The sequence below is a fragment of the Hyphomonas sp. genome, from assembly GCF_041689225.1.
GTDB lineage: Bacteria > Pseudomonadota > Alphaproteobacteria > Caulobacterales > Hyphomonadaceae > Hyphomonas.
Window position 1 is genome coordinate 1 of record NZ_JBDNGN010000167.1, and the last position, 11,595, is coordinate 11,595.

Sequence of the window (11,595 nt, forward strand, 5' to 3'; positions counted from 1 at the left end):
ACCCGGAACGCTGGTCAGGCAAAACCCGCAACTGGCAACCAGCAGGACCCGTCTGGCTCAACCCAGAAACCGAAATCAGCGTCCCTGAAATCAGAGACGCCGCATGAAATCGGCGGACAACATGTTTGACAAACACCGAAACCCCGTAAACTAAACCGTTTTGGCACGACGTGCTTCGACCCTCAGAGCCTAAGCCCCGCCTTCGGGCGTTGATCGTGCTTGTTTGAACACGCGCAACAACGCGTGGAGGGGGCAAGGATGAGGAAGAGCGTTGCTGTCAGTAGCGTAGAGTCGATGGGTCGCAAAATCGACCGAAGAGCGTCTAAAATCGCGAAGTCACAAACATCAATGCCCGGCGCAAGCACCGGGCATCAATGGGTTTCTTGAAATGATCAGCCCTTGGGCATGAGCACTGCGTCGATGACGTGAATGACGCCGTTGGTGCATTCGATGTCGGCAGTGACGACAGCGGCGTCGTTGACCTTCACGCCCGACGTCGCATCAACGTGAAGAGCTTCACCATTGACTGTGGCTGGCTCCAGCTTCTTGCCGGCGATATCGGCGGCCATCACTTTGCCAGCCATCACATGGTAAGTGAGGATCGCGGTCAGCTTATCCTTGTTTTCCGGCTTGACAAGGTCGTCGACCGTACCGGCGGGCAGTTTGGCGAATGCAGCGTCATTTGGCGCAAAAACAGTAAACGGACCTTCGCCCTTGAGCGTCGCGCCAAGATCGGCAGCGGTGACTGCGGCGACCAGCGTGGTGAACGTCCCGGCAGCTACTGCGGTATCGACGATGTCTTGGAGTGTATTCGACATTAATTATTCCAATCACAAAAAAAGGCGATCCGTTCGGCAAGCTGCCGACACTCTCAACCTCAAAAGAAAATTACTTTCCAAGCTGACGCTTAGAAAGGGGGGTAAAACTTTTAAATTTTTCTACCCGTAATCATAGAACTGGAATTCCTTTGGATAAAAACAACCGCTCCGGAACGGAATTTTTCATTTTATTTTACCGCAATAGTTCGCTTTTTGAGAAATATACCGCGAATTTGAAACAATGAGTAGGTTGCACATCGCGCGGTTTGTTTGGGATAGCTTTGCGTGAGTCTGCAAACAGCGGCATGTGACATCCAGCGCACCAGAGGACTGGCGCGCGCTCACCGGCTTTAGTTAGCTGACTGTCTGCTTTTGTCATCACCACGTTCCAAAGCTGACGTGTGAGCTGGTCATGTTTTCCTGCACAGTTTTCCGGCCTTGCTAAGGTATATCCGGGTTATTGATCAGGCCGCTTTCTTGAGTTCGTTTGTCGCTCCATATGCCTCGTTCGGTGTCGCCTTGCCAAGGGCGGCGTGAGGCCGCTCCTGGTTGTAGAAGTTGATCCAGTCGTCGACGACGCGCTGAGCAGCGAAGCCGTCAGCAATGTCCTGCAAGTAGACCGCTTCGTATTTGAGGGACCGCCAGAGCCGTTCGATAAGCCGAAGGCAGGCGAAGCCAACATATTGTCCAGGTAGCGCCCGCGTCCATCCATGCTGACGCGCACCCGGGCGTCGGTTAGCGTGGTGATCCAGTCTGACCCGGTGAACTGGCTTCCCTGATCCGTATTCGTGATCTCGGGCGGGCCATATTTCTCGATGGCCTCTTTCAGCGCATCGACACAGAAGTCTGCGTGCATCGTATTCGAGATGCGCCACGACAGGACTTTTCTGGTGGCCCAGTCCATGATGGCAACGAGGTAGAGATACCCTCGGCTGATCGGGATGATGGTGATGTCGGAACACCAAATCTGATTAGGACGCGTGATCTCCATCCCCTTCAGCAAGTATGGGAAGATTGGATGAGCCGGGTGCGGCTGGCTGGTCTTTGGCCGCTTGTATACGGCTTCCAGGCCCATCAGTCGCATCAGGCGGCGCACGCGATGACGCCCAGCCCTTATGCCATCCCGCGCCAGGCTGACCGCGATCTGGCGACTGCCGAAGAACGGATACTTTGTGAACAGCTTGTCGATCGATTTCATCAACGCCAATGTCTCTTCGCTCGCCGGCAGCGGCCGGTAGTAGAGCGTTGACCGGCTGATATTCAGCACGCGGCATTGTGCGCTGAGGCTCAGCTTCGGGTGATAAGGCTTGATCATGTCTCTGCGTTTGCCGGGGCTCATAGCTTGAGCCCTTTGGCTAAAAAATCATTCTCGACCGCCAGCCTCCCGATCTTGGCATGAAGCTCTTTGACCTCGGCCTCTCGGTCGTCATTGCCGCCGCCCTTGGCAAACACGTCAGCCATCCCTTCGACAGCCTGCTTCTTCCAGGCGCTCACCTGTGTCGGCAGCATATTATGCCTCGCCGCGTTTCGCGGGAAAACGATCCTTGATCGTTTTCTATTCCGCTTCACCCTGGATCGTGCGATCTCCCCGCAATGCCTCAAGCGCTACCTGTGCCTTGAAATTGTCGGTGAACTTGCGTCTCTTTCGTCCCATGCTGGTTATCCCTTACTCGTTCGGGATATACCTTGGCTCACTGTTCAGTTTTCTGGGACCAGCTCAGAGAGCGGGCGATGCCTCCTTTCCGGCGCATGCGAAGTTTGCAGAAATTCGTCTCAATCCATTCGTCAGTACACAATCACTTCAATCACCCGAGAAATATCAATAGGAGGGCTCGGTTCAAAATATTGCGTGACGCCGCCCTTCGCGAGTGGCGCGATCTTCTCATCGCCTAACACCTGCTCGTCCGCGAATAATGGAGACGGGTTCGCATTAGTCTGACAGCACCCATCAAACTATTCCGCCGGAACTGGTATCGGTGCGTCAGGCGGCGGTGCGATCCGTCGCTCTCCCGCATGAATGATACGGTAGAGCGCTGGCAGGACTAAAAGCGTCAGCAAGGTCGCCGAGACGATGCCACCAATCACGACGGTCGCAAGTGGGCGCTGAACTTCGCTACCGAGACCGATATTCAGCGCCATTGGCACAAACCCAAGGCTCGCGACGAGCGCCGTCATGAGCACCGGTCGCAGACGTTGCAGGGCACCATCGAAGATCGCCGCATCGAGCGATTCCCCTGCCTCGCGTCTCTGCCGAATGAAGCTCAGCATCACGACGCCATTGAGCACCGCGATCCCGGAGAGAGCAATGAAGCCAACACCCGCCGATATCGACAACGGAAGATCACGCAGGGCAAGCGCGGCCACCCCGCCGGTCAATGCCAGTGGCACGCCGGTGAACACGATGCACGCATCCCTTAAGGAGCCGAATAGCATGAGCAGAAGCCCGAATATGGTCAGGAGTGCAATCGGCACTACAATCGCCAGGCGCTGGCTAGCCGACAGTAGCTGTTCCCACGTGCCACCATATTCGACCCAGTAGCCGGGCGGCAATTCCGCATCCCTCGCCATCCGAGCCTGTAGGTCGGTGATAAAGGACCCAAGGTCACGGTCGCGCACATTGGCAGTCACGGTCAATTTTCGCTTGCCGTTCTCCCGACTGATCTGATTGGGGCCGGGGGCAATTTCAACGCGGGCAACCTCGGAAAGTGGCACGAATATAGGGCCGTTCCCGCTGCGACGGCTTTCCGGCAAAGGAAGTGGCAGGCGTTCAATAGCCGACACATCCGTACGTAGGTATTCCGGGAAGCGAACAACAATATCAAAACGTCGATCACCTTCGAAATAGCGTCCTGCCACTTCACCGCCGAGGGCGATTCCTGCGACGCGCTGAACATCCCTGATGTCGAGGCCGTATCGCGCCAGTGCATCCCGGTCAGGATGTATGGACAGAATGGGCAAACCGGTCACCTGTTCATATTGGACATCAGCAGAACCGGGAACGCTTGAGACAATGCCCTCAACAATTTCAGCGAGTTCCGCCAACGTATCGAGATCGTCACCATAGATTTTTATGGCCACATCCGCTCGCACACCCGAAATCAATTCATTGAACCGCATCTCGATCGGCTGTGTGATCTCATACTTGCTGCCGGGGATTTCTTCGACGGCTGACTGCAACTCAGCCACGAACGCCGCCTTGGGCTTGCGGGGATCAGGCCAGTCCTCGCGGGGTTTGAGTATTATGAATGTGTCAGCCACGCTCGGTGGCACCGGGTCGGTTGCGATCTCAGGCGTTCCGATCTTGGCAAACACACGCTCGACCTCCGGCAACTGCTTGATGCGGCGTTCCAGCATCTCCTGCATATCGACAGCCTGGGTCAGACTCGTGCCAGGTATTCGCAGCGCATGCAGGGCAATGTCGCCTTCATCCAGGTTCGGGACGAATTCCGATCCGAGTTTCGTTGCGCCCCATCCGGCAAAACTGACAAGCACAAGAGCGGCGATTACAATGGCGTACCGGGCCTGGAGCGCAAAGCGCAGCACAGGACGATAGGCGGAATTGGCACCACGCATGATCCAGCTCTCTCTTTCTGCCACCTTACCGCGCACAAACAGCGCGACGGCCGCCGGAACGAATGTCAGCGATAGGATTAGAGCAGAGGTCAATGCGATCACCACCGTGAACGCCATCGGGTGGAACATCTTTCCTTCAATACCAGTCAGGGCAAAGATCGGCAGGTAGACAACCGTAATGATGATAACGCCGAAAATGGACGGCTTGATCACTTCACTTGAAGCAGAGGCGGCAAGTGAGAACCGCTCCGCTTGAGTCAGGAGCCGACCGAGCCTCTGCTGCGCTTGGCCGAACCGTCTTAGACAGTTTTCAACGATAATAACGGCACCATCGACGATTAGGCCAAAGTCGAGCGCGCCAAGACTCATCAGATTGCCTGACACCTTGTTCTCGACCATGCCGGTCACCGTCATCAGCATCGCAAGAGGTATCACAGCAGCGGTCAACAGAGCGGCACGGACGTTTCCGAGTAGAAGAAACAGGACCACGATGACGAGAAGCGCCCCTTCGGCGAGGTTCTTTTCGACCGTCTTGATAGTGGCGTCGACAAGGTTTTTCCGGTTGTAGACGGCTGTGATCGTGATGCCGTCCGGGAGACCGGGACGGATGATATCGACCTTGGCATCGACAGCGATCGAGACGGTCCGACTGTTCTCACCAATTAGCATGAAGGCAGTGCCAAGCACCACTTCTTCACCATTCTGCGTTGCCGCGCCCGTGCGCAATTCTTCGCCTTCGCGGATGTCTGCAACATCGCCGAGACGGACGCTGACAATACCCGTATCTTTCACCGCAATCGCACGCAGGTCATCGAGACTTGTCGCCTGGCCCGGCACGCGGATCAGGTTCTGTTCGCCATTGCGTTCGATATAACCCGCGCCAGTATTGGCATTGTTGCGCTCTACAGCGGACATGATGTCATCGAGGGAAATCGCGAAACCCGCCATCGAGGCAGGATCGGGCAAGATGTGGATTTCCTTCTTGAACCCGCCAATCGTGTTGACCTCTGTCACACCCTCGACAGTGCGCAATTGAGGGAGGACGACCCAGTCATTCAACGTCCGCAAGTCCATCGGAGTCCATGGCGTTCCATTCTCCTTCATGGCTCCCGGCGTGGCGGCAAGGATGTACATATAAATTTCGCCCAGTCCGGTCGAAATTGGTCCTGGTTGTGGGGTGATGCCTTGCGGCAGGACCGCTTGTACGGATTGAATACGCTCGGAGACGAGTTGGCGGGCGCGATAGACATCGGTGCCATCGTCAAAAACGACAGTGACCTGGCTCAGACCATAGCGTGAGACGGAACGCGTATAATCCAGGCCAGGAAGCCCGGAGATGGCAGTTTCGACTGGAAAGGTGATGCGCTGCTCAGTTTCGAGCGGTGAGAATCCCGGCGCTTCAGTATTGATTTGGACCTGCACATTCGTGATGTCCGGCACGGCGTCGATCGGCAACCGGTCAAAGTTCCAGATGCCAAAGCCCGCCAGTCCGAAGACAACGGCCATGACAAGCCAGCGCTGACGAATTGAGAATTCGATTATACGTTCGAGCATATCCGCCCCCTAATGATCATGGCTGGCGCCGGACTTGTCGATGTCGGCTTTTATGAGGAAGGAATTCTCAGTGACGTAAACTTCGCCGGGACTGAGCCCGCCCAGCACTTCTACTATTTTGCCATCGCGCCGTCCGAGGTCGAGCATACGAACCTCATAGGTTTCGCCGACTTTTGCATAGACTACCGTGAAGTCCCGGAAGCTCTGCAGTCCGGTTTCTTTCACGCCCAACGGCACTTCGTTTTCTGCGATTACGACCTCTGCCATCAGCCGCATGCCCGGCTGCAGGCCTGAATCACCGGGGATCTTGGCAACGGCAATACGCGTTTGCGAATTTGAGCCTGCCATAGGCAAGAAGCGCGAGATTGTGGTCTCAACGCTCATCTCACCGCCCGCTACGCCGAGCCGAACAGTCTGGCCAGTGCGAACCCTAGCTGCATCGCGGGGAAAGATGTGAAGATAAGCGTCCATCTGGCCAAAGTCGGCGATCACAAATAGCGGATCGCTGCCGGCAACATCTCCGGCGTTTGTATGGCGCTCGAGAATGGTCCCCGATTTGGGCGCAGTGACTGTGTATTCCTGTAAGCTGCTCGAGGATTCGATCCGGGCGAGCGGCTGACCCCGCTGTATGGTGTCACCAACATTCACGCTGACGGACCGGACCGGTCCCGGATAGGTCGCCCTAACCGAGGACGTTGCCGACGGGGCAAGCGTGACTTCGCCGGAGAGCGTCAGGACATCCTGGACGATGGCGGGACCAGCGGCTTCGACCATAACGCCTGCCTCAGTCGCCACATCATCGGGTATGACTGTGCGTCCCTCAAAGGAATCATAGCGCCACGAATAGGTTTTGCCGTCAAACCGTGCTTCAGTCTCGACCTCAAAAGAGTGAGGTTCGGTGACCACGCCATCGCCAATAAGATAATCTTGGCGAGGTGTGAAGTTGAACGTATCGACGATATCGCCAAGCCGATGCAGCCGGACGGTCAGCTCAAGTGACGCCGGATCAATTGGCGCGCCATCCTGGTAGGGATAGATGCGGTATTGTGGGGCCACTCCAGTCTCGAAGATCGTCATTTCGAGCGCGAATGGTCCATTCTCAAGCAGGCGTCCGCCATTTGGTCCGCGCGTATAATCTACTTCTACAGTTTCCACGTCTGCTCCGTGTCCCGAACCTGATGTCGTGGAAGTTGATGCATTGCCGCATGCGCCAAGCAGGCAGAGGATGAATGTTGCCGCCACCGGCGCACAAAGTCGGTTTATGAAGTTTCTCATTCCGGGGTCTCCGTTTGAGTGACAGGCAGGTCGACAGGCGGAGTCAGACGGGCCAGTGCGGCTTCGTTTAAAATATAGGTTCTGAGATGTGTGAGACGCTCTTCGCGCAGAATCGCAACGGCGCGTTGGGCATCGATAATGTCGAGGTACGAGAATGCCCCTCGAGTATATCCATCACGTGCGAGGTCTACGGCCTCTGTCGCAGAAGGTAAAAGGATCGTGTCTATCTCTTCGATCCCATCAAGGGCGCTGGCCGCTGATCGCTGATAGCCGACTGCGCTACGGAGCAATTGCTGCCGTAGAACTCCGCGCTCGATGTCGATCCGGCGCTGATCTGCTCGCGCTCTGGTGACGGAAACTTTGCTGCGGTTTGCGGACCCGAGTGGAATGGATGCGCCGCCGATTACCGCCAGATCATCTTCGATGCCGAATTTACGAACGCCAACACTCCAGGTCACGTCAGGGATAGCCTGGCTGCGCTCTAACTCGATCTGAGCTGACGAACGCACCCTCTGCGCTTCTAGGCGATCCAGTTCTGGCGCGTAGAGTTCCGAAAAATCCACTTCGCGCGGTTCTAGACGTTCGTTCAGGAAGTTGGGGTCTATTTGGAAATCACCTTCAGCTTGCCAGTAGGCACCAAGAGCTGCGCGTAGGTTGCGCGCCTGGACGCTGTTGCGGCGGGCATCGGCTTCCGCTTGCAGGCGATCAGATGAGGCCCTGGCGCCAGCCAGCAACGGATCACGCGCAGCGTCGACGCGCTTCTTTACGGCGGTCTCGAGATCGCTGGAGAGGGCGACCCGGTCGCAGGCCAACGCCACTCTGCGCTCAGCGAGCGCCGCTTCGGCATAGAGTATTTCGACCTCTTCTCGGATAGCATACTCAACCGCAGCAAAGCGGGTCTGGGCGACATCTACGGCGGTATTGGCAACCGTTTCTCGTGCTTCACGCTTGCCGCCGCGTTCCCAGACCCGCGAAAAGCTGCCCGTGACCTGAAGGCTGTCGATGTTGCTCGCGATGCCCGTACCTGGGAAATCCTCGATTTCCAGAGAGACCGTATCGGCGGGCCGCAGCGCTGCGATCGCACGCTCGGTCCTTGCAGCCCGGACTTCAGCAGTCGCCAGCTCCGGACGGAGATCAGCCATGGTCGCTCGTTGCGTCGCTTGCGAAAGAGAGACGACTTCTCCGTTGTCTGGCGCTGACTCACAAAGATCGGATTGTGCCTGCGCGTGTGCGACAGACAAGGTCATCGCAAGTGCGAGACCGAGAAATTTCGATGACATGAAACCTATAACTCCTGACCATGAACAATTATCTGGCATGCCATCAGGCAAGCCAGTGACCCTCAGGGTCAGGCGCGATCTGGGTCTGGATCAGGAGGAAGCAATGGTGCCGGATACTGGAAGTCGCTATAAACCGATCTCAGTTCACCGGCAGGAAGCGGCACTTCCGTTTCGATTCGTGGAACCTCAAGCGCCGTGAAGTGTAACTCGGCACCGTGGTCACCCGCGTGTCTTTGGTAGTCTGCAGGATCGCCGCCGCGGGGGTTATCGTCATGCGTGTGATGATCGTCAGCCACACCGATATCAGCCAATTGAGCATGTGCCACCGTATGGGACGCCGGGATCAGCGAACCCGACATCGAAAACACGATGCAAAACAGGGATATCCACAATTGGCGCATATCGGCTTTCTAGTTTGAGATCGGTTCTGAGTAAACAGACCATATGACGCGGTTCGAGTGAGGCTGCCTGCGATAGGTTCAGTTGCGATCATGGCGCTGGCACCCTCTCACTGCACTTATCCCCCCTTAGGACAGTTCTTCAGACAGGCTGAGCCAGGAGCAAGGAGCGCCCGATATTAGCCGATGCAGAAACGATCGTTTGCGTGACATCCGACCGGTGTCCGCCCGACGTCGGGATTGCCATCCAATGCAGACGTTCCCTAGAGCAAGGGGGACCGACCGAAAATCGCCAAATGCAGTCAACCAGAGAACGGACCGGGAATGACGGATACAGCGCCGACAGCTGCCGAAACTGTTCGATCCTCGTGTAGGCGTTGAACAATCCTTCAATCGCAGCACAAAGGTGCTTTCATCAGTTTTGCGATGACACCGGTAGAAATACTCATCGACCAGATTTCGGTCAGTGAAGATCGTCGAGCACCCGGTTCCCAACATCCTTCAGAACGTCACCGAGCTGGAGGAATTGCGCACCGAGCGGAGACGCCGGACGCCATACAAGCGCGATGTCCCGATGAGCCCCATCATGATCGATGCGCCTGACGACGAGGTCCTTGTCCCAACGTGCCTCGGAGGCGACATAGAGGCTGGGCAGGATGGCGAGCCCTGCTCCCATGACCGCCATCTGCCGGATGGCGTCGAGGCTCGTGCCTTCATACTCCAAACTGACACGCGCGCCTGATAGGCGCGCGAGGTCCTGTGTAATTTGGCTGAGGCCATGGCCCTGTCCCAGGCTAAGGAGCTCCCTGCCTTCGAGATCCCTCAACCTGACTGGATCCGTTTCCCGAGCGAGCGGATCGTCTGGCGACATGCTGACCCAGAGGTCCTCCCGGAAAAGCGCCATTGAACGCATGCCGGGATGATCGGCTGACGCTGATATGACTGCGTCGAGCCGACCGTCGGAGAGATGAATGCCGAGGTCTATAGTCCGCTCCTCTCTCACGGCCAGGCGCAGGTCAGGAAACATCCCGTGCAATCGCTTTGCTGCGTCCGGCAGCAGATAGGGGCCGACCGACGGGACGACGCCGAGCTGTAGCCTGCCGGCGAGCCGCCCCTCCGCCCGTCTCGCAGCAGCCCGAAAATCCTCCGCGTCCCTCAGGATCAGCCGCGCCCGTCTGACGAGGTCGGCGCCCAGGGGCGTCAACGCGACGCCATGTCTGCCACGCTCAAATAGGACAACACCGAGCTCGGCTTCCATGTTTGCGATCTGGGCGGATAGACTGGGCTGGGAGACATTGAGGCGCTCGGCGGCGTCAATGAAGCGCCCCGCATCGGCCACCGCCACGAAATACTGAAGCTGTCTCAGGGTTGGCCGCATCGGCTTGCTCGTCTCGGGTGTGGCGGGAGAGCGCCTTGTCTCTGACGCACTGATCGGAAATAAATATAGTCCTTATCGTATCCGCGGGTCGTTTCATATAGCGGCTTCCTATTTGATGCAAAGGAAACTTGTCTTGGATTGATGAGCGTGAAGGCGCGATATTAACGACATAATTCCGATCAGCCTCAACTGGAACCGCCTCATGAACACATTTCGATCCGTGATGAACCGCACCGGGACGATGACGGTTCCGGACATGTCCGTCGACGCCGGCTTGCGCAGCTTCATGCTGGGCGTCTACAACAAGATGGGCCTCGGCCTCGTCGTCTCCGCAGCTATCGCCTACGCCGTCGGATCGGTTCCGGCGCTAACCCAACTTGTGTTCGGCACGCCGCTCAAATTCGTCGTGATGTTCGGCCCGATTGGCCTGCTCCTGGTCTCGTCCTTCGCGATGAAGCGACCGTCGCCGCTGGCCACCGGCCTCGTCTACTGGACCGTCACCTCCCTAATTGGCGCGAGCCTGGGCGCATGGGTCGTCTCCGCGCGCATGGGGCTCGGCGTGGATTTCACGACCATCGGCAAGGCCTTTTTCGTGACGGCGGCGGCTTTCGGAGGCCTCAGCCTCTGGGGCCAGACGACCAAACGCGACCTGTCGGGCTTCGGAACGTTCCTGATCATGGGCGTGGTCGGCCTGGTCATTGCGTCCGTCGTCAACATGTTCCTGCAATCGTCGATGATGGGTTTCATCGTCTCGGTGCTGGGCGTGCTGATTTTCTCCGCGCTCACCGCCTTCGACACCCAGCGGCTCAAGCACGAATACTATACGCTCGAAGGCGACCAGCGCGCCATGTCTGTCGCCACCAACTGGGGCGCGCTTTCCATGTACCTGAACTTCGTCAACCTGTTCCAGTTCATCCTGTCGTTGATGTCAGGAAAATCGGACGAATAGTTCGCGCTTCAGAGCGCCAATGACCGGGCGTTGTCAGGGGAACCGGGCTTGAGGCGACCGATCCAGAAGTTTAGCCTCAGGAAAGGGCCAAGAACCCGTTCCGCTACTTCAAAACCTCGCCTGAAATCATCCAGTTGGGCGTGCTGATGTATGTCAGATTTCCTCTGTGATTGAGAAACGTGGAGGATATTCTCCACGAGCGCGGCATCGACGTCTGCCACGAAAGCATAGAGTTATTGTCAAATCTGGTGTTTGAGGTTTGTGGGTCATGCAGCGATCTGGTCGTTTTGTGTGGTTTCAATTCCGTCTTTAAATTTGACGCCTGTGATGACTTTGGCCAGATAGTCAAAGCCGCGTAGCTTTCTCCAAT

General features: G+C 57.1%; 7 protein-coding genes and 2 pseudogenes. 2 read left to right on the forward strand and 7 right to left on the reverse strand.

Annotated elements, in window-relative coordinates; genetic code table 11:
* Window positions 1–392 precede the first annotated feature (392 nt).
* From ACESNB_RS16505 to ACESNB_RS16535, 7 genes and pseudogenes are all read right to left on the reverse strand, one after another.
* Window positions 393–818 carry a fasciclin domain-containing protein gene (locus ACESNB_RS16505; RefSeq protein WP_373009313.1) on the reverse strand — a complete coding sequence of 142 codons (426 nt, stop codon included), beginning with the start codon at window positions 816–818 and terminating at the stop codon, window positions 393–395.
* A 464-nt stretch (window positions 819–1,282) separates the two neighbouring features.
* Window positions 1,283–2,472, reverse strand: a pseudogene (locus ACESNB_RS16510) (IS3 family transposase).
* 299 nt (window positions 2,473–2,771) lie between these two features.
* On the reverse strand, window positions 2,772–5,945 hold the full coding sequence (locus ACESNB_RS16515; protein WP_373009315.1) for an efflux RND transporter permease subunit: 3,174 nt from the start codon (window positions 5,943–5,945) through the stop codon (window positions 2,772–2,774).
* A 9-nt stretch (window positions 5,946–5,954) separates the two neighbouring features.
* On the reverse strand, window positions 5,955–7,220 hold the full coding sequence (locus ACESNB_RS16520) for an efflux RND transporter periplasmic adaptor subunit (protein ID WP_373009317.1): 1,266 nt from the start codon (window positions 7,218–7,220) through the stop codon (window positions 5,955–5,957).
* On the reverse strand, window positions 7,217–8,500 hold the full coding sequence (locus tag ACESNB_RS16525; RefSeq protein WP_373009319.1) for a TolC family protein: 1,284 nt from the start codon (window positions 8,498–8,500) through the stop codon (window positions 7,217–7,219). The genes ACESNB_RS16520 and ACESNB_RS16525 overlap by 4 nt, the downstream gene beginning before the upstream one ends.
* A gap of 68 nt (window positions 8,501–8,568) precedes the next feature.
* Entirely contained in the window at window positions 8,569–8,901 is a 333-nt protein-coding gene (locus ACESNB_RS16530; RefSeq protein ID WP_373009321.1) for a hypothetical protein, read from the reverse strand.
* Window positions 8,902–9,361: 460 nt separating this feature from the next.
* Window positions 9,362–10,276 (reverse strand): hydrogen peroxide-inducible genes activator, encoded by a 915-nt coding sequence (locus tag ACESNB_RS16535; RefSeq protein ID WP_373009323.1) that lies wholly within the window; start codon window positions 10,274–10,276, stop codon window positions 9,362–9,364.
* A gap of 202 nt (window positions 10,277–10,478) precedes the next feature.
* Between ACESNB_RS16535 and ACESNB_RS16540 the strand changes: the two genes are divergently transcribed.
* Together ACESNB_RS16540 and ACESNB_RS16545 are read left to right on the forward strand one after the other, a co-directional pair.
* Complete coding sequence (locus ACESNB_RS16540) at window positions 10,479–11,225, forward strand: Bax inhibitor-1 family protein (protein ID WP_373009325.1); 747 nt, start codon at window positions 10,479–10,481, stop codon at window positions 11,223–11,225.
* 125 nt (window positions 11,226–11,350) lie between these two features.
* A pseudogene (locus ACESNB_RS16545) lies at window positions 11,351–11,461 on the forward strand (IS6 family transposase); the annotation flags it as partial.
* Window positions 11,462–11,595 lie beyond the last annotated feature (134 nt).

What these genes read in the sequence shown, in the direction of transcription:
- ACESNB_RS16505 (WP_373009313.1), bottom strand. Translation starts at nt 818, where the DNA reads ATGTCGAATACACTCCAAGACATCGTCGATACCGCAGTAGCTGCCGGG.
- ACESNB_RS16515 (WP_373009315.1), bottom strand. Translation starts at nt 5,945, where the DNA reads ATGCTCGAACGTATAATCGAATTCTCAATTCGTCAGCGCTGGCTTGTC.
- ACESNB_RS16520 (WP_373009317.1), bottom strand. Translation starts at nt 7,220, where the DNA reads ATGAGAAACTTCATAAACCGACTTTGTGCGCCGGTGGCGGCAACATTC.
- ACESNB_RS16525 (WP_373009319.1), bottom strand. Translation starts at nt 8,500, where the DNA reads ATGTCATCGAAATTTCTCGGTCTCGCACTTGCGATGACCTTGTCTGTC.
- ACESNB_RS16530 (WP_373009321.1), bottom strand. Translation starts at nt 8,901, where the DNA reads ATGCGCCAATTGTGGATATCCCTGTTTTGCATCGTGTTTTCGATGTCG.
- ACESNB_RS16535 (WP_373009323.1), bottom strand. Translation starts at nt 10,276, where the DNA reads ATGCGGCCAACCCTGAGACAGCTTCAGTATTTCGTGGCGGTGGCCGAT.
- ACESNB_RS16540 (WP_373009325.1), top strand. Translation starts at nt 10,479, where the DNA reads ATGAACACATTTCGATCCGTGATGAACCGCACCGGGACGATGACGGTT.